Annotated in this window: 22 protein-coding genes and 1 pseudogene; 11 read left to right on the forward strand and 12 right to left on the reverse strand. The window is 51.2% G+C overall.

Annotation, left to right across the window (positions count from 1 at the left end):
* Window positions 1-16: 16 nt before the first annotated feature.
* From TON_RS05990 to TON_RS06030, 10 genes and pseudogenes are all read right to left on the reverse strand, one after another.
* The gene (locus TON_RS05990) at window positions 17-1,348 is read right to left on the reverse strand and encodes a FlaD/FlaE family flagellar protein (protein WP_012572143.1); all 1,332 of its coding nucleotides are present in this window, start codon (window positions 1,346-1,348) and stop codon (window positions 17-19) included.
* Window positions 1,349-1,351: 3 nt separating this feature from the next.
* On the reverse strand, window positions 1,352-1,828 hold the full coding sequence (locus tag TON_RS05995) for a flagella accessory protein C (RefSeq protein WP_012572144.1): 477 nt from the start codon (window positions 1,826-1,828) through the stop codon (window positions 1,352-1,354).
* A 13-nt stretch (window positions 1,829-1,841) separates the two neighbouring features.
* A complete protein-coding gene (locus tag TON_RS06000) occupies window positions 1,842-2,639 on the reverse strand; it encodes a flagellin (RefSeq protein ID WP_012572145.1) in 798 nt (265 codons plus the stop codon).
* 10 nt (window positions 2,640-2,649) lie between these two features.
* On the reverse strand, window positions 2,650-3,315 hold the full coding sequence (locus tag TON_RS06005; protein WP_012572146.1) for a flagellin: 666 nt from the start codon (window positions 3,313-3,315) through the stop codon (window positions 2,650-2,652).
* A 54-nt stretch (window positions 3,316-3,369) separates the two neighbouring features.
* Complete coding sequence (locus tag TON_RS06010; protein WP_012572147.1) at window positions 3,370-4,110, reverse strand: flagellin; 741 nt, start codon at window positions 4,108-4,110, stop codon at window positions 3,370-3,372.
* A 36-nt stretch (window positions 4,111-4,146) separates the two neighbouring features.
* Entirely contained in the window at window positions 4,147-4,677 is a 531-nt protein-coding gene (locus tag TON_RS10800; RefSeq protein ID WP_337998376.1) for a hypothetical protein, read from the reverse strand.
* A 174-nt stretch (window positions 4,678-4,851) separates the two neighbouring features.
* A pseudogene (locus TON_RS10805) lies at window positions 4,852-5,178 on the reverse strand (archaellin/type IV pilin N-terminal domain-containing protein); the annotation flags it as partial.
* Window positions 5,179-5,217: 39 nt separating this feature from the next.
* Entirely contained in the window at window positions 5,218-5,925 is a 708-nt protein-coding gene (locus TON_RS06020) for a flagellin (RefSeq protein WP_012572149.1), read from the reverse strand.
* Between the two features lie 215 nt (window positions 5,926-6,140).
* Window positions 6,141-7,094, reverse strand: a complete 954-nt coding sequence (locus TON_RS06025; RefSeq protein WP_012572150.1) for a class I SAM-dependent methyltransferase — start codon at window positions 7,092-7,094, stop codon at window positions 6,141-6,143.
* Between the two features lie 9 nt (window positions 7,095-7,103).
* On the reverse strand, window positions 7,104-7,433 hold the full coding sequence (locus TON_RS06030; protein ID WP_012572151.1) for a helix-turn-helix domain-containing protein: 330 nt from the start codon (window positions 7,431-7,433) through the stop codon (window positions 7,104-7,106).
* A 352-nt stretch (window positions 7,434-7,785) separates the two neighbouring features.
* Between TON_RS06030 and TON_RS06035 the strand changes: the two genes are divergently transcribed.
* Window positions 7,786-8,865, forward strand: a complete 1,080-nt coding sequence (locus TON_RS06035; protein WP_012572152.1) for a hypothetical protein — start codon at window positions 7,786-7,788, stop codon at window positions 8,863-8,865.
* Here the strand turns inward: TON_RS06035 and TON_RS06040 are convergent.
* Together TON_RS06040 and TON_RS10525 are read right to left on the reverse strand one after the other, a co-directional pair.
* Window positions 8,862-9,302: a chemotaxis protein CheW gene (locus tag TON_RS06040; RefSeq protein ID WP_012572153.1), complete on the reverse strand. Its 441-nt coding sequence runs from the start codon at window positions 9,300-9,302 to the stop codon at window positions 8,862-8,864. The genes TON_RS06035 and TON_RS06040 overlap by 4 nt on opposite strands.
* A 4-nt stretch (window positions 9,303-9,306) precedes the next feature.
* The gene (locus TON_RS10525) at window positions 9,307-10,533 is read right to left on the reverse strand and encodes a methyl-accepting chemotaxis protein (RefSeq protein WP_012572154.1); all 1,227 of its coding nucleotides are present in this window, start codon (window positions 10,531-10,533) and stop codon (window positions 9,307-9,309) included.
* A gap of 243 nt (window positions 10,534-10,776) precedes the next feature.
* On the opposite strand from TON_RS10525, the gene TON_RS06050 reads away from it, so the two are divergent.
* From TON_RS06050 to TON_RS06095, 10 genes are read left to right on the forward strand one after another with little or no spacing between them, the layout of a single operon-like run.
* Entirely contained in the window at window positions 10,777-11,640 is an 864-nt protein-coding gene (locus TON_RS06050) for a CheR family methyltransferase (protein WP_012572155.1), read from the forward strand.
* Window positions 11,615-11,977: a response regulator gene (locus TON_RS06055; RefSeq protein ID WP_012572156.1), complete on the forward strand. Its 363-nt coding sequence runs from the start codon at window positions 11,615-11,617 to the stop codon at window positions 11,975-11,977. The genes TON_RS06050 and TON_RS06055 overlap by 26 nt, the downstream gene beginning before the upstream one ends.
* 11 nt (window positions 11,978-11,988) lie before the next feature.
* On the forward strand, window positions 11,989-13,101 hold the full coding sequence (locus tag TON_RS06060; protein ID WP_012572157.1) for a protein-glutamate methylesterase/protein-glutamine glutaminase: 1,113 nt from the start codon (window positions 11,989-11,991) through the stop codon (window positions 13,099-13,101).
* On the forward strand, window positions 13,073-15,418 hold the full coding sequence (locus TON_RS06065; RefSeq protein WP_012572158.1) for a chemotaxis protein CheA: 2,346 nt from the start codon (window positions 13,073-13,075) through the stop codon (window positions 15,416-15,418). Before TON_RS06060 ends, TON_RS06065 begins: the two co-directional genes overlap by 29 nt.
* Window positions 15,408-16,040 (forward strand): chemotaxis protein CheC, encoded by a 633-nt coding sequence (locus tag TON_RS06070; RefSeq protein WP_012572159.1) that lies wholly within the window; start codon window positions 15,408-15,410, stop codon window positions 16,038-16,040. The genes TON_RS06065 and TON_RS06070 overlap by 11 nt, the downstream gene beginning before the upstream one ends.
* Window positions 16,037-16,762, forward strand: a complete 726-nt coding sequence (locus TON_RS06075; RefSeq protein WP_012572160.1) for a chemotaxis protein CheC — start codon at window positions 16,037-16,039, stop codon at window positions 16,760-16,762. The genes TON_RS06070 and TON_RS06075 overlap by 4 nt, the downstream gene beginning before the upstream one ends.
* A gap of 3 nt (window positions 16,763-16,765) precedes the next feature.
* On the forward strand, window positions 16,766-17,254 hold the full coding sequence (locus tag TON_RS06080; RefSeq protein ID WP_012572161.1) for a chemotaxis protein CheD: 489 nt from the start codon (window positions 16,766-16,768) through the stop codon (window positions 17,252-17,254).
* A gap of 37 nt (window positions 17,255-17,291) precedes the next feature.
* Window positions 17,292-19,535, forward strand: coding sequence for a methyl-accepting chemotaxis protein (locus tag TON_RS06085; protein ID WP_012572162.1), 2,244 nt, complete (start codon window positions 17,292-17,294; stop codon window positions 19,533-19,535).
* 37 nt (window positions 19,536-19,572) lie between these two features.
* Window positions 19,573-20,322, forward strand: a complete 750-nt coding sequence (locus tag TON_RS06090) for a hypothetical protein (RefSeq protein ID WP_012572163.1) — start codon at window positions 19,573-19,575, stop codon at window positions 20,320-20,322.
* Window positions 20,323-20,342: 20 nt separating this feature from the next.
* Window positions 20,343-21,368, forward strand: a complete 1,026-nt coding sequence (locus TON_RS06095) for a CheF family chemotaxis protein (RefSeq protein WP_012572164.1) — start codon at window positions 20,343-20,345, stop codon at window positions 21,366-21,368.
* Window positions 21,369-21,379 lie beyond the last annotated feature (11 nt).

Below are 21,379 nucleotides of genomic sequence, written 5' to 3' on the forward strand. Positions count from 1 at the left end.
CCCGAAGTCCTGCACCTCAGATACCGTAAAACTCGTCGAGGGTCTTTTCGAGCATCTTGATTTCGCGCTCAAGCTTGTCTAGGACGTTCCTGTTTATCTTGAGTCCTCTGAGCCTCTCGAGGAAGAGCAAGCTTATGAGGTGATCCTGGACGGTGAGCTTCTCGGCCGGCTTCCACTCGGGGTCCCTGTGGTGCGGCCTGGTACCCTTGGCATAGCGCAGGAGCTGGTTGAGCACTTCCTCACTTATCCAGCCTATCTCATAGTAAAACTCAAGCACTCTCTCAAGGTTCTGGATACCAACCCTGTCGATGAGGAATCCGAGCCACTTAAGGGCTATCATGGTGGAAACGATGTCCTCGGGGAGCTTTTCAAGGCGTGCCTTCTTTGGCTCCTCCTCAAAGAGCAGGCTTGCGATGTCCTCCGGGATCTGGATCTTCTCAGCCATCTCAACACCACCTTCCTCCCTTTTGATTTCCTCAGGTTTAACCTCATGAGCGGGAACCTCTTCAATCGAAACTTCCTCGGCTACCTCGGGGACGGCCTCAACTTCCCCAACAATTCCTTCCTGCGGAGCCTCTTCGGGAAGTTCCTCCACGTTTCCAATCTCTTCCGGAAGCACCTCGACTTCTTCCACCCCTGGGACTTCCTCAGTCTCTTCAACTTCCTCAGGGGCAGTCTCTTCAGTGGGAGCCTCTACCTCCTCAACGCCCCTTATTTCTTCCACCGGGGCTTCCTCTGCTGCAGCTTGGGCCTCGGCAACCGCCTGTTCGGCGGCCGCAAGCTCCTCCTCACTGATTTCTTCGCCGGCCTCTATCTTGGCCTGAAGCTCCTCCAGCTTCTCCTGGGCTTCTTCAAGTTTCTCGGCTGCCGTCTGAACCTCGACCTTCTCGGCAATCTCATCGACCTTTCTGTGGAGCTCCTCGAGCTTTTCGGTGAGTTCCTCAGGAACTTCCTCTTTCTCCTCCCCTTCGAGGAGTTCCTCAAGCTTCCCGATCTTCTCGTGGACTTCGTCGACTTTCTGGGAGACCTTCTCAGCCTTCTTCTCTTGAACATCGAACTTCGCAGATTCGAGAGTCTCAACGAGCCTGCTCAACTGAAGGCTCAGATCGGTGAGCCTCTTGCCTAGTTCATCAACGCGTTTGTTGAGCTGTTCGTACTTTGTGGCCTGGCTTCCATAGGTGTCAAGGACTTTCTGGATTATCTTCTCAAGCTGGTCGTAAGTGAGGTTGTCCTTGCGTGCTATGAGCTTCTCGCGGAGGTCGTTGATGACGACTGTTGGAACCTTGCCCTTGAGCTCCGCGAGCTTGGCGTTGATGTCAGCCTCTGTAACGAGCCTGCTAATCTCCACGCGTCACACCTCCGCAAGCACCTCGTAGATTATCGAATCGAGGTCAACCCCATATCCCGCAAGCACCTTGATGTCGTTTTTTATCTGAGCGATCTCAAGCTTTAGGTCTTCCAGTTCTTTCCTGAGATCCTGTATCTCATTGGTGAGTGGGTTCTCCTGTCCCATCTGGTCCTTAAATGGATTTATCTCCTGGCTGATAACCTCATAGAGCATCATGACGTCCTTAATGGTCTTGTCAAGCCTGTCGATGTCGTCGCGGAGTTCCTGCATCTGCTTCTTTATCGTGTCTATGCTTATCTTTATCCTTGGGATGTCGTTCTCGATCTCATTGATGCGCTCCATGAGTTGTCTTATCTGCTCGTTTTCCTCCCTGTGTTCGACACGCTCTTCTAGTTCCTCTTCAAAAATGGGCTCCTCCGGAGGGGTGGCCTCTTCCTTTGGCTTCTTCTTGAACAAAGACGAGAGGAAGTCCAGCGCCATGGAAGCCACCCCCTCATTGCAGCTCCATCAGGTTGTCCGTGTAGGTGCTTGGAGTGGTAAAGTCTATAACCCCACCTGCACCGTTCTCGGGTATGACCTTACCGGTGACCTTGGTGCTTGGACCAAGGCCGTAGCCGGTAGTCGGGTCACCATCATCGTCAAACGGTATCGTCCAGAGGGCTATTGCTGCTATGTCACCCCAGCTGAGGGTCGGGTGCGCTGGGCTTCCGCTGAGGCTCTGGTCGCCGTCGCTGACGACGATGATACCAAAGAGTATCCTTTGGCCATTACCGTCTGCATTCGTATTGTAGTAGTACAGGTTCTTCCAGAGGATTGATATGTCGCTGGCCGTGGTTGGGGTATATGTGCTGACGTCAACAGCACCTGTTGCTGGGTCCTCACCAACATCGGCGAACACGTTGCTCACGTCACCGGAGTAAATGAAGTAGTCTGCCTGAAGGTCTGGATCCTCGTTCGGATCGTAATACCTGTAGACGGCCATCCTCTTGCCGTCGCTGAGGACAACCCTGACGTGGGCAAGGTCTATGCCGCCAGAACCGGCGTTGGGGGAGACATAGAGCACCATCCTAGTTATCTTACCGCTCCCGGCTGGGTCAGCAGGGGTGTAGCCGTAGACGTTCATCACCTTGATGCCGCTCGCTACCTCCTGGGTCGTTTGCCTGCCGGTGGCCATCGCCTTCTGCTGGAGGTAGCCAGAAGTGCTTATGAGCACACCAGCGGCAACGGCAGCCACCAGCACCATTGCGATGAACACGATGAGCGTCCCAATACCAATGGCACCGCGCCTCATGGCAATCACCTCACTGGAGCACCATCACATTGTAGTTGTACGTCGCGGGGGTGGTGAAGTCTATAACTCCCGCGGCGCCGACTTCGGGTATGACCTTACCAACCATCTTGGTCGCTGGACCTATTCCCTTCTCCCCGTTCTCGGCGCTGAACACAGTGGTCTTTACGAGGAGCGCCACCAGGTCACCCCACTCGAGGTTCGGGTGGTTGGCGTCCATCTCACTGGCGCCGTCGTGGATGACAACTATTGCGAAGTTGGTGTCTGAAAAGCTGGAGTTGTCCCATATCTTGCTGCTTATCTCCGTGCCGTTGAAGAGATCGTCCACGACACCCTTATAGAGTATCCCACTGTAGTTGTAGACGACGAGCTTTATTCCGTCGCTAAGGACTATCTTGACGTTGCTCAGATCGATGCCCTCGCTGCCGGAGTTGGGGGCGATGAACACCGCCATCCTGCTTATGGTACCCTTGCTCGGCGGGGTAGCGTTGGTGTAGCCGTATATGTTGAGGACTTTGATGCCGCTGGCGACCTCCTGAGTGGTCTGCCTTCCAGCGGCTTGAGCTTTCTGCTCTAGGTAGCCCGCTGTGCCTATGATTACCCCTGCCGCTACTGCCGCCACCAGCACCATTGCGATGAAGACGATAAGCGTGCCAATGCCTATTGCTCCCCTACGCATAGCACCACCTCCTGAAAATTTTCAAAAAACGAAAGATAGAGAGAAGCGGTGGAGTCACTGGAGCTCCATGACGCTCTGGGTGTAGGTTGATGGAGTGGTGAATTCAATGACGCCTGGAGCACCGAACTCCGGAATGACCTGGCCGGTGATCTTGGTGTTGGGGGCAATACCATCAACATTCTGCTCGTCGTAAATGCCATCCCCGTCGTTGTCAAAGACTGCTCCAGTCCTGACGGCAAGGACAACTAGGTCGCCCTTGCTGAGGGTTGGGTAATTCATCTGGACGCTACCGTCATCGTCCTGGAGAACTATGATGCCAAAGGTGGTTGGGGCTAGGGCAGTCCAGTCAAACGTGTAAGTGGTTCCGAAGGAGTTAGCGAATATATTGCTAACGGGGTCGTTGGTGTAGGTGTTGACATCCTGAGTACCATCATCGTTAGTGTCCGGGTCGGCCCACTCAAGGGTGGCCTCCTTGTTGCCGTCACTGAGGACTATCTTAACCTTCCTAAGGTCTATGCCGTCACTGCCCGCGTTCGGGCTGACGTAAATGGCAAGCCTCATCATGTTGTCATAGACACCAGTAGTAATCTCAGGAGCGTATCCAACGACGCTGGTGACCTTTATTCCGCTCGCAACTTCCTGGGTGGTCTGCCTTCCGGTGGCCTGGCTCTTCTGCTGGAGGTAGCCGCTGGTGTTAATGAGCACTGCGGCAGCGACCGCCGCGACAAGCACCATAGCGATGAACACTATCAGGGTACCAATTCCGACAGCACCCCTCTTCTTTTTACCGAACATTCACACCACCTCCTCACGAAAATATTGGAAAGGGCATCACTGGAGCTCGATAATCTCGTCCGTGTAGCTGGTCGGAGTGGTGAACTCGATGACGCCTGGAGCACCGAACTCCGGAACAACCTTACCTGTAATCTTGGTCCTCGGCTGGATACCCTGACCAAAGATAGCGGTTCCAGCGTCGTTTCCAACATAGAACGTTAGTGCAACCATGTCACCCTTGTTGATGGTTGGGTAGAGCGGCTGGACACTGTTGTCAGCGTCCTGGATGACGATGATACCGTAGTCAGTGGCAGCGCTGAGGCCGAGCCAGGCAAGCTTATCACTAGCAAAGACACCACCAGCGATGAGGCTGGCTGGAGTGTAGGCGCTATCAATCACGCTGAGTTTAACATTAGCAGAGGCACCTGAACCTATATCGTAGATTACCATCTGGTTGCCGTACTGGTCAGTTATGATAAGGTCATTAGTCCCGGTAACTCCTCCAACATCCTGAGTTCCATCAAGGGTAATTGTACTCTGAACCACTATGTAACCTTTGCCGATGGTATTATCCGCAACAGCAAGCATTGCAGTTTCGGTGTCCTGAATAGTCCCTCCATTGGCTACAGTAACAGTAGTTGTTCCGTCACTGAAGCTAACCTGATTGTTGATTGAATCATATGTGATTGTTATTGTTTGCCCATCGCCAATCGTAAGTGAGTTAGTACCATTTGAAATCGTGGTCTGCCCATCACCGACCTTGTAGTTCAGAACGGCCTGCTGGCTGCCGTCGCTGATGATTATCCTGGTCTTCCTGAGGTCGATGCCGGCACTGCCAGCGTTCGGGCTGACGTAGATGGCGAGCTGCTGGATGTTGAGCTTGGCCGCGTCGGTCTTACCGACTATCCTCTCGACCTGTATGCCGCTGGCTACCTCCTGAGTGGTCTCCCTGCCGGTGCTGGAAGCCTTCTGCTGGAGGAACCCGCTGGTGTTAATCAGAACCGCAGCAGCAACTGCCGCCACTAAAACCATGGCTATGAACACAATCAGGGTGCCTATTCCCACAGCACCCCTCTTCTTCTTAAACATCGCCTCCCACCTCCTCAAATAAGTTGAAAGGAAAGGGCATCACTGGAGCTCCATAACGGCGTCGGTGTAGGTGCTCGGGGTGGTGAACTCTATAACACCGGGAGCACCGAACTCCGGAACGACCTGGCCGGTGATCTTCTTGCCCGGAGCAATACCTGGGCTGAAGACACCGCTGTCGGTAGTTCCATCACCGTTGACGTCAAGGTCTCCAACGAGGACGGTGAGTATGACAAGGTCGCCCTTGTTGAGGGTCGGGTGGGCATCAGTAAGACTTGTATCAGCATCTTGGAGAACTATGATACCAAACTCAGAAGTTGGCTCATCTGCCAGCTGTGACCAAGCATTCAGTGTTGTGCTAAATATGTCACTGACAACACCGGTATCAAAGGCATAAGCAACATCTGCAGTATCATACTTCAGAACAGCCTCAGTGGACTCACTCCTGAGGATTATCTTGGTGTTGCTGAGATCAATTCCAGAGCTGCCTGCGTTCGGGGTAACGTAGATGGCAAGCTGCTCGATGTACTGGTTGCTCGGAAGGTTGTTAGCCTTACCAACGACCCTCTCGACCTGTATGCCGCTGGCTACCTCCTGAGTGGTCTCCCTGCCGGTGCTGGAAGCCTTCTGCTGGAGGAACCCGCTGGTGTTAATCAGAACCGCAGCAGCAACTGCCGCCACTAAAACCATGGCTATGAACACAATCAGGGTACCGATACCCACGGCACCTCTCCTTGTCCTGGCCTTCATTCTCCACGCACCCCCTAGGGTTGTCTGCGTCGTTGATTACGTTATGTAAATATAAAGGTCTTTTTTGTTCTTAGTAGTGTAGGTGGTTGTGTAGGTGCATATGTAGGTACCTGAAAGGACATCCAAAACTCACTGGGAGATGTGCCAAAAACAACAAGGGACAAAGACATTAATTAAGGATGGTACAAAGTAGTGAAAAAGCAGAGACTATGGAATTACATCTTCTTAACGACCAGCATGCTCCTCGCTGGCTGGCTTATCTCAACGTCAAAGCCCTCATTCAGGATGGCATCTTTCACATCCCGGGCGGACGGGAAGCCAATGAAGTCCTTGTTGAGGCCCTCGAAGAACTCCAGGGCCTGGACATACTTGAAGGTGTCTCTGAAGGGCTCAAGGATTACCATCCTACCACCAGAATTGAGGGCCTCCATGGCGCGCTTGAGTACCATGGGAAAGTCATCGATGTACTCAAGGACGAAACTGAGGAAAACAGAGTCGTACTCGTTCACAGGCCTTATGAGCTTCGCGTCCATCTCCTTGAGCTCCACCGGCAGGCTCTTATCCTCGATACGGGCGCGAGCTATCTCAATGAGCGCCGGGGAGTAGTCGATGCCGAGGTAGAAGCCGTTGTATCCTATCATCTCCCCGAACTGGAGCGGGGAATATGAGCCACAGCCAATGTCAAGAACATGCATCCCCTGTCTAAGGCCGGCCACCTGGGCCATCGCCTCGCGGTAGATGCGGGAGAACCTTGTGCTCATACGTATGTCCCAGAAGTCAGCGTCCTTGTCGAAGTCCATGAGAACGTGGGGGTGAATGGGAGTTATGAATGCATAATCCACCATGCGGTAGATCTCCTCCTGGATGGGAACCCAGTCCGGGACGAGAAGGTCGTACTTCTCATCTGGTACGTTGATGGTATATGAGAAACCATCGAGGTACAGCCTGCCGTTTTTCTCCTTGACTATCTTCAGGCTCTCGAGGGTCTCTATGAAACCGAGTAGAAGGCGCCTGTTGGGAAGATCCACTTCATCTATCAGCTCCTGAATCGTTGGCCCCCTTGCAAGAAGTGGAAACACACCATGCTTGGTTCCAAGGCTGATTATTTCAAGCACCGAGAACTTAATCATCTGCTCGATGTTGGCATCGACGGCATCGATGGGATTCATGTTATCACCTCACATGAACCTCCTGTAATAGCGGTAATATTCCTTGAGGTAGTCCACAACCTTCTTCCCGTAGTCTGTCAGGCGGTAGTATTTGAAGCCGTTATTAGAAACCTCCTCCACGAGGCCAAGGTACACAAGAGAGCTCTCACCGTTGTAGCGGTTGCCGAGGCCAACCAGGGCACCTCTGACGTTCGATGGATCAGAACCGACCACCCTTGCTATCTCCGAGAGGTACGTCGCAGAAGGATATATTTCGCTCAAGTACATCAGTATCTTCTTCCTCAGTTCGCTGCGGTGGATAGAACGCAACACCTGTGGATCAACGATCACTGCGTTCATCCTCCCTCCCCCCGAAGTTCATGGCCAGCTTCGGCGTCCCTGATTATAGCCACTGAATGATCACTGAGGATCATGGACACACCACTCCCGTACATAACATTGCCATTTGTAGAATATATAACGTTTTTGGTCAGACCATGGGAATAACTCATCAATGATAATCTTTGATTGTAGAATTTTCATTCAGAAGTTGAACAAAATTGGTATCAAGAACAATCATCCAATGATATGGATAATTTCCAATTCACTGTTTGGTTCTCTGTGGCATATATCGACTCACTACGGTAGAAGAGCATAAAATCTAAATACCATAACGCCGCAGATTACACGGCTGAAGCCAGGTGGTATGGATATGATAATCGAGCTCGCCGTTACCGCGGGAGTTGCCATTGTTCTGGCGTACTACGTCAGGGACGTGACGGACAAAGTCCTGGCCAGACACTTTGAGCTCAAAGAGGAGCTCGGCGAGCTTGAGTCCAAGCTCTCAAAAGTGAGGGACGAACTAGAATCAGAGATAAGGGACGTCAGGTCGAGTGTTTCTTCAGGGGAAGCTGGGGTCAAGGAAGAGGTCAGCCAGATGCTCAGGGCGGTAGAAGAGAAGCTCAGGAGACTAGAGGATTCCCTTAAAGAGCTCCAAAAGTTCGAAACAAGGGTGGACTACGAGCTTGGTAACGTCAGGCTTGAACTGGACAAGACAAACCAACGCCTCGAATCTCTCAAAGAGGAACTAGAGAAGACCAAGAGCGTACTCAGGGAAGAACTCAAGAGGGAGCTCCTTTCAGAGCTCGAGGAAGAGATAGAGCACCTCGAGGAAGCCATAGAAAGGAGGAAGCAGACAGAGGTTGAGGAGTTCTTGGAAGTCATCAAGGCGACTGTGACCCTTCAACCAGAGAAGCTCAGCGCTGGCATGGCCGAAGCAAAAAGGGCCCTGTTATCTCTGAGGGACATAGCCAAGGTCTACGTCCTTACCGGACACGGACAGATGGAGTTCAGAGAGCTCAAGGAGAATATCATAGAACTCCTGAAGAACCTGCGTAAGCTGGCCATAGTGTCCCTTCCAGACGAGAATGTCTATGCAACGTTCAACGATATAATCGTTAGAGTGAAGAGGCTCGATATACCAATGAAAGTAGACAGGGATGGGAAAGAGAAAGAACTGAACCCGGAGAAAAGCTTCATCCAGATCCACAGGATAGTCTATGAACTCGCCGGTGAGCTTGACAGAATAGCCGGGGAGCTTCAAGAGCCGATACCGGTTACGCCAGTCGAGAAGGAGTTCTACGAGAAGCTACGGCACCAGTTCGAAGAACTAAGAAGGCTGGAAGAGCAGGTGCAGAGACTTATGCTAAGACTCGGTGCCGAAAAAGAGAACATCGGAGGAGCAAAGGACAGAAGCGTGGAGGAAATACTCAGAGAGCTCGACCTACTTTAGAACTCCTCGCCGAGGAGCTTGTCAAGGTCGACCATTATGAGGAGCCTCTCCCCGTTGTTTATTTTGGCTATGCCCTTTATGTAGCGGATGTCGACCCTGTTGCTAAGAGTCTTCGGCGGCTGGTCTATCTGCTCGTCGGTCAGGGTTATGACGTCCGAGACCGAATCCACGATTATGCCTATTATCTCGTCCTTGACTTCTGCAATGATTATTTTCTTCTTTGAGAGGTCTCCATCAGGGTCATGGTAACCAAGGAGCTTCTTGAGATTGACGACGGTCGTTATCTGTCCGCGAAGGTTTATGACACCCTCAACGAAGTCCGGGGAGTTAGGCACACGAGTTATTGGCATCATTTCCTTTATCTCCCTGACCTTTGAGATATCAAGACAAAACTCCTCGTTTCCAACCATAAAGGCCACGACCTGAATCTCGGCCATCCCATCACCTCCGGACGGTACTAACCTTTTCAAGAAGTTCCTTTGACTCAACTATTGACTGTTCGAGGTCCTTAAGACCACTTCGTATTTCATCCAACCGTGACTGCATCATGGTGAAGGACTCAACAACCGGAAGCATAACGTTAGATATCTCGTCCTGAAGGGCGTAGACGCCATTGATGGTGTCCATGAGCATTTGAACGGACTGGGCCTGTCCTTCTATGCTGTCGGAGAGTTCTTTTATCATGTTGGCCGTCTCGTTAGCTCGCCTAGCTATGTCGTCGAAGGCCGCTATGAGCTCTTGAACCGCGTCCTTTATCTCCTCGGTGACCCTGAACTCCTGCTTTATCGAACTCACGACGGTATCAATGCTCTCCTGCATGTCCCTGATAAGTTCCGTAATCTGGTCAGTGGACTTTTTTGACTGATCCGCCAGCTCACGGATGTTCTCTGCAACGACAGCGAAGCCTCTACCGTGCTCACCACTTCTAGCAGCTTCAATGGCAGCGTTCAAAGCGAGCAAGTTGGTCTGCTCCGCTATACTGCTGATGACTTCGACTATCTCGCCTATCCTCTTAGAGTGCTCCACAAGTATGGAAACCGCCCTCTCCATGTCCTGATTGACCTCGGTAATGCTGGCAACGTTGAGGGCGACGTTATCAGAGATGCGTTTCCCGGTCTCGGCCATATTGGCGGTCTCAAGGGCATAGTCGGTGAGTGCCTGTGCCTGAGTGTTCATCTCCTCTATACCCGCGGTAAGGGTCTGGATGTAGTCCCCAAGTTCGGCAACGGTGGAGCGCTCCCTTTCGAGGGCGCTCGTAAGCTCATCGTGTTCCACACTAACTCCAACGTCAAGAGTCGGTAGGAGGGAGGACAGCTTCTCTCTCGCCTCTTCAAGATTTTGAAGAACAGTCTCAATCTCGGGCAGGACTGAAACCCGCTGAACTTCCACATTTCTTTTGCCGAGGGCCTTTATCTTGTCCTCAATGGCAGTTATTCGGGCTGCGGTTTCGGCCCCAAGCTTTGAAAGATCAACGCTCTCCCCGTCCAACAAGGCTTCGAGGGCATCCAGAATCCTACTCAAATCATCACTTGGCCGCGAGAGGTAGGCAGAAACGGCAACGGCAGAAACTAGGCCGAGTGCAAGCCCAGCCACAGAGGATACCAAAGTCCCAGCAAGAGTAAGAAGTGATACTGAACTCACCGCTGCTATGGTGACTGCACGGGTCAATGGCCACACCTCCAGTGCCGCTGTTTATTCAATACAGCACAAGGGATAAAAGATTTTCGAATGTAGATAATAACTTTTAATACGCGTTAATAGAATAATCAATTATGACGTAACTGCCTACCTATGCACCTACACAACCATCTACACATAAAGATTTTTTATGCAAACAGTGCATAAATTTTTGCAAAGTTTGCAATAACCAACCTAACGCGTGGGATAATCCCCAATGGATGCGTGACCCAAATGATGGATGTAAAAGACCCCGGCTACCTAAAGATTAAGAGGGAATTGTTTCGGCACCTGAAGGTTAGTAGCGACGCCTACAAGGATACGTACCTTGTAAGGCGCATAAAGGCAAGGATGAGAAAGCTCGGTATAAACAACTACATGAATTACTACCACATGATAAGGACAAACAAGCAGGAGCTGGACGAGCTACTACTCACGGTGGCAATAAACGTCACAGAGTTCTTCAGGGACTCAGTGGTCTGGAGAACCTTCGAGAAAAAGGTTATCCCGGAACTTGTTAGTTACAAGAAGGAGCACCACACAAGCACCATTAAGATATGGAGCGCCGCATGCTCCACAGGACAGGAGCCGTACTCCATAGCTATGGCCCTCCACGAAGCCCTAGGTAAAAACCTCAGCGGATTCAGGGTGCAGATACTAGCAACTGACATAGACAGAGAGGCTTTGGCAACGGCCATAAGGGGAGAGTATCCCGCAGACGTTGTGGAGAAACAGGTACCGAGGCACATGATACCCAAGTACTTCACCAGGATAAGCGAGGAGCGCTACAGGATCTCGCCCAAGATAAAGCGCCTAGTCAAGTTCCAGCAGTTCAACCTCTTCAGCCCGACGTATCCAAAGGGCTTCGATGTAATATTCATCCGCAATGTACTGATCTACGTAAAGAGGGACGCCCAGGAGGAGATATTCGCCAAGCTCTATGACTCCCTCGAAGACCACGGTTATCTCATCCTTGGCAAGACTGAAACCATACTTAGCAACGCTGCCAAGCTGTTTAAATTATACGACCTCGTCGCGAGGATATATCGCAAGAACCTGGAGGTGAAAGGCCATGGCACGGGTTTTGGTCGTAGATGACGCAGCGTTTATGCGCATGCTGCTGAAGAAGATACTAACCCAGGGAGGCCACCAGGTCGTTGGAGAAGCTGCAAACGGAAAGGAGGCTGTTCAGAAGTACCAAGAACTCAAGCCCGACATTGTAACTATGGACATAGTTATGCCCGAAATGGATGGGATTACCGCTGTGAAGGAGATAAAAAAGGTTGACCCAAACGCCAAGATAATCATGATCACCGCCGTCGGCCAGGAAGGAAAGGTCATGGAAGCACTAAAGGCAGGCGCCTCGGGCTACATAGTCAAGCCGTTCCAGGCCCCCAAAGTGTTAGAGGAAATAAATCGCGTGTTGTCAAGCTAAGGGTGGGTTAGATGCCGCTGAACTCACCCGGCAGAAAAATTAGAGTGCTAGTTGTCGATGATTCAGCGTTCATGAGGAAGATACTTGGAGATATAATCAACTCCGATCCCGAGCTTGAAGTCTGCTGCGAGGCAAGAGATGGAATAGAAGCCATTAACATGGTCAGGCTCCACAAACCGGATGTGATCACACTCGACATAGAAATGCCCCGGATGAATGGCCTCGACGCTCTCCGCGTAATAATGAAACAGAGCCCCACCCCGGTCATAATGGTGAGTGCCCGGACCAAGGAGGGCGCCGAGGCCACGATAAAGGCCCTTGAATACGGCGCCATTGACTTCATACCCAAGCCGAGCTCCTCTATTTCTATAAACATGAGGGAGATGAAGGATGAAATCATCGCAAAGATCAAAGAAGCTGCCAGAGTCCCTAGGAGGTTCCTTGAGATTAGGAGGACGAGGCTCCTAAGGGCACAGAAAACAAAGGTCAGAAAACCCAGCGTCCCGGCCAGGACAGTGGTGGCTATGGCCTCATCAACCGGTGGTCCGCAGTCCCTCCTCAAGGTGTTCCCCAAGTTCCCTGACAACCTAAAGGCCGCAGTGCTCTTGGTGCAACACATGCCACCGGGATTCACCAAATCGTTCGCCAAGAGACTTGACAGTATCAGCAAGATAGATGTCAAGGAAGCTGAGGACGGTGAGCCCATCGAGGAGGGCAAAGGCTACGTTGCCCCAGGAGACTACCATATGGAAGTGAAGATGAGAGGAGGAAAGCCTGTCATAACACTCAATAAGAAGCCGAAGATTCACGGGGTAAGGCCTGCTGCAGATCCGATGATGACAACCGCGGCAGATATCTTTGGGAGAAGAACTGTTGGAGTAGTAATGACTGGAATGGGCCGCGACGGTGCTCAGGGTATAATCGCGATTAAAAAGAAGGGGGGCATCACCATAGCCCAGGACAGGGAGACGTCGATAATCTTTGGAATGCCAAAGGCGGCCATTGAAACCGGCATGGTCGACTACGTCGTTCCCCTTGATAAAATCGCTGAGACCGTGGTGACGGCAGTGAACAAGATTAACAGGGGTGGTACCGATGGAGGACCTCTCTCAGTACTTAGATGAGTTCCTTGCCGATGCGAGGGATAGGATAGACAGCCTCAGCAACGCCATACTCACGCTAGAGAAGATAGTCAAAGAAGGCGGCAGCGAGGAAGAAAAAAAGGCCATGATAGACCAGATATTCAGAGACGCACATACGCTCAAGGGTACCGCTGCAACTATGGGATTCATGAAGCTCAGCGAAGTTGCTCACAAGATGGAGAATCTGTTTGATCTTGTCAGAGGCGGGAAGATTGAGCCAACCCCAGATCTCATAGACGTCCTTCTTGAGTTTCTTGATGTCATTGAGGGGATGGTGGACAGCATAGAGGAGAACGGGAACGAAGGGGACTTTGACGTCGGAGAGCTGTTTGAAAAGGCCCAGAAGTTCTTTGAGAGGAGCAGACCAGTAGAAAAAGCTGCCTCTAGTACACAGCCCAAAGAACCCCTGACGGGAGAAAAAACACCCGAAGAAGCCGGGGCTGAAGCCGAGAGGACAGCACCCTCTGGGGAAAAGGGGGAGCTTCCAAGGTACAGGATTAAAGTTTACTTCCACAAAGATGCCCAGCTCAGGGGCGTACGGGCCTTTCTCATACTCTCAGACCTAGAGGAGCTTGGTGAGATAATCGAAACGAAACCGGGTAGAGAGATCATAGAGGATGGGAAGGCCGACGTTGACGTTCTGGAGTTTGTTGTGGCCACTGAGGAGAGCCCTGAAAGACTTAAGCATGTGGTGACGAGACACCCAGAGGTTGAGAGGGTCGAGGTGGAGGAGTACCATCCCGCCGCGGGACAAGAAAACAAGACGTACACTGTCACGGTGTACATCCAGAAGGACGCTCCTTTGAAAGGAGTCCGTTCCTACCTGATTCTGCAGGATCTTCAAAAACTTGGAACTGTCCAGAGAACCATCCCCGACACTGTGGCGATTCAAAACGGTGATATCATCGATGGGCACTACTTCAAGGTTTTGATGGTATCCAATGTGTTACCCAATGACATCGTCAAAATTGTGCGCAAGCATCCCGACGTGGAAGACGTCAAGGTTGAGGAAGGGGACAGCATCGAGGTAGAAACCAAGGAGGAGACAGAGAAATCGAGGGGTCCCGAACAGCAGGCAGAGAAGAAAGCGGAGAGCAAACCTCAGAAGCTCAAGACCGTGCAAACTCCAAAGGTTAAGGTGTCGAAGATTATCAAGGTCGATGTCTCCCACCTCGACAGGCTCATGAATCTCGTGGGTGAGCTCGTCATTACCAAGGGCCGTTTGGAGCAGATAGCCGAGAGACTGGGCGACAGGGAGCTTCTCGAAACGCTCTCAACGCTCTCAAGACTTCTTACCGAGCTCCAAGACGAGATAATGGAAATGCGCCTTACACCTGTGGCGGAGGTCTTCAACAAGTTCCCCCGTATGGTTCGTGAGCTGGCAAGGAAGATGGGGAAGGAGGTCGAATTCATCGTTGAGGGCGCAGACATAGAGGTCGATAGGACGATACTAGACAAGCTAGGTGATGTTCTTGTCCATCTCCTGAGGAACGCCATAGATCATGGGATCGAGTCTCCAGACGAGAGGGAGAAACTTGGAAAGCCACGCACAGGGAAGTTGGAACTCATAGCGAAACGCGAGAGAAGCCACGTCGAGATAATAGTCCGTGACGACGGCCGCGGTATCGACCCCGAGAAGATAAAACGCAAGGCCATTGAGAAAGGCCTCATAACACCGGAGCGGGCCGCGGAGATGAGCGACGAGGAGGCCATAAACCTAATCTTCCTGCCGGGGTTCAGCACCAAGGAGCAGGTCACCGACGTCTCCGGAAGGGGCGTCGGAATGGACGTCGTAAAGGACGTCGTAAAGAGCCTGAACGGTACTATATCCGTCCAAAGCGAGGTCGGAAAGGGCAGCACGTTTATTCTGAAGCTACCGGTCAGCATGGCCATCATCCAAGCGCTTCTCATCGAAGTGCAGGGCGAGGTCTATGCAGTGCCAATAAACAACATCCTCGAGAGCATCGAGATAAAACGTGAGAACCTCAAAAGCATAGGTGGAAAGGATGTCATAGTACTCCGCGGCGAGATAATCCCTGTGATAATGCTCCACGAGCTCTTTGGACTGCCCATACCGGAGAAAGACGAGTTCCCAGCCATAGTGGTCGACCTCGGCGCCCAAAAGGTGGCAATTGGCGTCGACGAACTTCTCCACAAGAAGGACATAGTCATCAAGAGCCTCGGCAAGATGCTCTCCCATATCAGCGGCTTCGCCGGAGCAACTATACTCGGCGACGGTAGCGTCGTTCTAATCATCGAGATAAATGGGCTGCTCGGTGGTGGTAGGAGTGGAATATGAAAACTACGAAGGGTACATCAAAAACCTCGACGAGTTCGCAAAGAGTGTGCTAGTTGAGACCTTCAACATAGGAGCCTCTCGGGCAGCAGATGCCCTCAGTGAGATGACTGGGTTAACTGTCAACATAACTGTTCCGGAGATAGACATCACGCCAATCAAGAGTGTGCCGGAGAAGGTCGGAGAGGACATAAAGATAGCGGTGTACATACAGTTGAGCGGTGGCTTTAATGGCCATGCGTTCTTTTTCATGGATTTTAAGGACGCCCTTACAATGTTTGACCTCATGATGGGAATGTCCCCCGGAAGCACCACAAAGTTTGACGAGATAGTGCAGTCCGCAGTGATGGAGGCGGGCAACATACTGATATCCGCTTTCGCAAATGCACTCAGCGAGTTCCTTGGGACCGAGATAAACCAGACGCCACCCAACTTGGCTATTGATTTCCCTCCTGCCATACTCGACTTTGCGCTCGCTGACATAGGCCAGCACTGCGACTACACCATGCTTCTAAAGACTCAGATGACAGTAGAGGGCGTTGAGTTCAGGGAACACTTCATGATACTCCCACATCCATTCTCTATGAAGAAGATTATAGATACCCTTCTGGAGGGATTTGTATGAGAAAGTACAAGAGCTGGTTTTCCGAATGGTACCGGGACATATTCCGTGAGGCGTCCAACATAGCGATAAGCCACGCGCTGACTGCACTCTCAAACATGATCGGCGAGATTGAAATGGAGCCCCCTGAAGTCGAGGTTATCCCTCGGACAAAGTTCCTAGCTACCCTTGCCGCAGAGGGAATAAGCAACAGCTTCGTCGTAATGTTTGACATAACCGAGGGACTCAGCGGCCTCACCATCCTGCAATTTCCGAAGAAAAGCGCCCAAGCACTCGTATCGCTGCTCCTTGGCATGGCGCCCAGTGATGACGGAATAGACGACATGGGGCGCTCGGCGATAATGGAGATAGGAAACATACTCATCTCAGTCTATACCGACATACTGGCCAAGCTTATTGAAGAACCCGTTTCCCTCAGTCCGCCAAAGCAGGCCGAGAGCCCGTACGACGTGGAGAGAGAACTTGCCAGACCAGACCTCAGGGACGTTCTGGAGGTTATTATCTTCAGGACGCGCTTTTATCAGTCCAGCACAGGGGTCGAGAGCCTATTCTATCTTGTACCCACCAAGGATGCATTTGATAAACTGGTTGGACGGCTGGAGGCTCAAGTCAAAGACATCGAGCCCGTATCACAGTCTGACGAAGGCACTGGGCCCAAGTTGGATAGTTCTGTTCCCCCAGTGAATTCAAGCACACTAAAAGAAAACGAACCCGGCGAGGGTTGAGACTTGCAGGAGATAAAGGTCGGAATCGGCGACTACGCTGTCGGAAAGAAGGCCGGGATAATAAGCACCTATGGGTTAGGCAGCTGTGTTGGCATAACTCTGTACGACCGTCTCACAAAGGTAGGTGGCCTGCTCCATGCCCTTCTGCCTGAAGCAGCATACTATGGAAATAAAGGCAATCCTGCCAAATATGTTGATACAGGCTTGCAGCTCCTCCTAAGGGACTTCCAAAAGCTCGGGGGCAACCCCAGAAGGACCGAGGCAAAGATCTTCGGAGGGGCGCACATGTTCACCAATGTCACTAGCGACCAGCTCATGATAGGAAAGAGGAACATAGAGGTCGCCAAGAAGGAGCTGAAGAGGCTTGGAATCAGGCTCGTGGCCGAGGATACAGGGGGAAAGGGCGGGAGAACCATCTACTTTGACCTCTCAACGGGTAAAGTCAGAATGAGGAAGGTATCAAATGGGCAGGTCATTGAGAAGATCTACTAAGCAGATAAACTCAAACTTCCCTCAGGGGTGATTTGGTATGGAGTTCAAGAAGAAAATCCTGGCAATCGTCGTACTCGGGTTGGTGCTTGTTACAGCAGTGACCAGCGGAATGATGATATACGCCGGTAAGAGCACGGCAGGAATCGTAGAAGAAAAGATGAGGCCAGTAGTTGAGAACCAAGCAAAAGAAGCCGTTGAAGCACAGGCTGAAGCTCTCGCAAACGAGTTCGAAGCGTTCTTCAAGGGAATAGAGACTCTAGGATTGGTCACAAAGGAGCTGACAATAGTGTCCCTCAATAAGTTGAAAGAGAATGGCTACGACTTTGGAGACCCGGGATATGCCGACAAGCTCAGGCCCATTATCTTGGAGGAGTTCACCACTCTCAGCAAGGCAGAGCCGAGAATAAGCGCCATCTACTTCGGCGATGTCAACGGCAACATGTTCATCTACCCCGAACAGGATCTCCCAGAGGGTTACGACCCGCGTGTCAGACCGTGGTACAAGAAGGCCATCGAGGTAAACGGTCCCACGTGGAGTGAACCTTACGAGGATGCATCCTCTGGAAAATGGGTGGTAACGTTTGCGGTACCAGTTTACTACGAGGGTAAGCTTGTTGGAGTTGTAGGCACAGATATTTACATAGACACGCTCACCCAGAAGATTGACAAAATTAAGATAGGACAAACTGGATACGCGTATGTAGTGAGTCCCGACGGAATGATATACATGCACCCAAAGCATGAGTACATAATGAATCTTAACGTGTTTGACTATGAAAGCCTCAAAGCTGTGGCAGATATACTACGTAGTGGCAAGGACAGAGATGTAACAATATACACTTGGGAAGGCGTCGAAGCCGTCGCAGCTGGCGTGAAGATACCCAGCACAGGCTGGTACGTCTTTACCAAAGTCCCCGTTGAGGAGATAAGCGCACCAATCATAGCGGTTGTAAATGATGTGCAGAACACTACCACAAAGACGGCCATTATGCTCACAGGCTTCATAATCCTGCTTTCGATTGGAATAATTATAGTGGCCTACAAACTGATATCCAATTCAATTAAACCACTTGAGGCTCTTAGGGATGTTGCGCAGGCTTTGGCTGAGGGCAGATTGAGTGAGGTAAGCAGGAAGCTCAAGCAGATTCACTACATTGAGGATGATGAGATTGGCGCGCTCATTAAGGCCTTTGAAGCCGTTGGAAAAGACCTCGTTGGAACCTTGGACACTATAGCGAGTAAACTCGAGCGCTTGGCCGAGGGTGACTTGAGCAATGGTTTAACTGTCGAAGCCAAGGGTGAACTTAGCGGAATCCTTGAAGACCTGAAAGACACTACCCACAAGCTCAAGAGTCTCATAAGTGAAATCGTCCACGTTACTAACGAGCTCGAAAAGCGCGCCAACGTCCTTGCCCAAATTTCTACTGACGTCACTGAATCCATCAACCAAGTTAACGAGGCCGTTCAGCAGGTCAGCATTGAAGCCCAGCGCCAGCAGGAGAACATTAACGAGATCACCGAAGGAATGCGCTTCGTGGCGGAGGTCAGTGCAGAGAGTGTTAGGGCAATGGACGAGTTTGAGGGGGCCGTCAGTGAGGTCGTGAGTATTGCCAGTGAGGGCAGAGAGAAGGGTGAAGTCTCAGCCAGACAAATTGAGAGTATTCAGGAGACAATGAGAGACATCGAGAGTGCCGTAACCAAGGTTGCAGAGATGAGCAGAAGTATTGAAGAAATCACTAACGTGATCACCAACATTGCCGAGCAGACGAATTTACTTGCCTTGAACGCAGCTATTGAGGCCGCGAGAGCCGGCGAGGCTGGCAGAGGTTTTGCTGTCGTTGCTCAAGAGATTCGCAAACTCGCAGAGGAGAGCAAGCAGGCCGCGGACAACATTAAGAACATTATCGATCAGATTACGGCTGAGATTAGGGATGCTGTTGACAGTACGAGACGCGGTGTCACCGTGGTTGGAGAGAGTGCCGAAACCCTTAGGGAGACCACCAACTACTTGACAAACATCGCTGACCTCCTCCAGGATGCCAGTGGCAGGATGGGCGAAGTAAAAGAGCAGATTATTCGCACGCAGGATGAGGTCGAGAAGGCTTTGAGGGCTTTGGAGAACCTAGCTGCCAGTGCTGAAGAGACTACTGCCTCGGCTGAGGAAGTTAGTTCTGCCGTTCAAGAGCAGACCGCTGCGACTGAAGAGTTGCAGCGCGCTGCCAATGACCTGAAGAACATCGTTCAGGACCTCAGAGAAATAATAAGCAGGTTTAAACTCTAAAACCTTTCATTATTTCATTTTGCCTGGGGGTGGAAGCATGGACTGGGTGATGATAGCGATCATAGCCATCGTAGTGCTGATGGGAACCGCCCTGTCGGCGTACATGATATCAAATACTATCAACAACCAGATGGGCGAGCTCTACGCAGTGCTTCTGGAAAAGGAGATGAAAGAAGGTAGGAAACCAGCCACAGCGCCGTCAAGAACCAAAAAGGAAGAAACAAGCATTGTGGAGCAGAAAAAGACGAACGTTTCGGGTGTCAATGAGGAAGAACTCATTAAAAAGCTCAGGCAGGTTATTGACGAGAAGGTAGAAAGGGTTCTCGATGAGGCTAAACACAGGAAGGAAAAGCTTCTCATGCTCCTAGACGTGGCTAGGGGCTACACTCTGGGATATATCACGGAGGATGAATACAACGCCTTCCTCATGAAGGTACTCTCGGAGCTCGATGAGTTCAAGCGCCTCTGGCTGGCCCGCTTCCCAAGCCAGAGAGATAGAGAAAAGCTCAACCTCATGATAAACTACATCACCAAGACCAAGTTGCCCATAGTCCTTAAGAGCAAGGATGGGAAGGAAACTATTAACCTTCCTCCGGAGGAGGCGTTGATAAGGATCACAAGCAATATAAACAGCGCGGTGAATATACTCGATGAGCTCATAAGCAGCAGAGGAGAAAACCCCGCCGTCACCCCACTTGAGGTAAAACTCTCCCAAGAGTGTGGGCAGCTCCGTGCAAAGGTCGAAAAGCTGGAGAAACAGCTCGAGGAGTACAGCGCCTTAACTTGAGGACATAGAGGGGATGAACCATGGCAGTGGCAGAGGCGAGGGTAAAAACCGCCATAATTTCCTCATGGAAAGGCTCAGCAGGGGTGGACTGGAGAGACGCAATAGGCATTATCCAGAACGACAGGCTTATCCTGAGGTATCTCCGCATGGGAGAGATTGTTGGGGAAGACAATTTCCCATTCTCATCGCTCTCAGACCTGAGTGTAAACGTCCCCGACAATTACAAGCTCAATCCCGAGAAGGAGCATTTTGGGATGAAGTTCTACATTCCCGGGAGGGGAGAGTTAACGTTAATACTCACAATAGGTGACAACCTCCTGATATACGACGAGAACAAGTTTAGGGAGTTCATTCACACAATATTCGAGATACTCATTAACGGCAAGGCAGTAAAGCTGCTGCTGGCCAGAGTCAAGGGCGGAGCGATAAACATGGAGCCCCAGTGGCAGGACGGATCGCTCAGGATAGTCTCCATAAAATCCGCCAAAAGGGGGAAGACCGAGAGGAACGTGGTAGTTCTTGATCCGGACAGGAAGCCGATACCAATATTCTCCGACGTCGAGGATATGGACGTGGAAGAGATCGACATGAACGGCAAAAAGGTTGAGGCCTGGAAGATAAAGCACTTCTATGTGAATGAGACCATTATCTCCTATCTATACATACCAGAGAAAAAGACCAGACTGTACGTGCTCCGCTACCTGCTCAAGTATATACCCGGCTACTTCGAGTTCATCATGAGGGTGTCGAAGGAATTCCCGATGCTTCAGACGGAATTCAGAGAGGTCATGGAGAAGGAACTTAAGGAACTCGAGAGCCTCGACGAAATGGAGAAGCAGATCCTCATGGCACTCTACTCAGGTCTCAACCCGTTAGAGGTGCATCAGTTCCTCGGCCTCGATGAGAGGGAAATAGAGGAGATATACGACAGGATGATAGACAAGGGGCTCCTAAAAATAGTCATGATAAGGAAAGTCGTTGATCTCACAAGGGATGGCAGAAAGATAGTCAATAAGCTGATGGAATATGGCCTCATGGCAATGTAAAAATTCAAGAA

The sequence above is a fragment of the Thermococcus onnurineus NA1 genome (assembly GCF_000018365.1).
GTDB lineage: Archaea > Methanobacteriota_B > Thermococci > Thermococcales > Thermococcaceae > Thermococcus > Thermococcus onnurineus.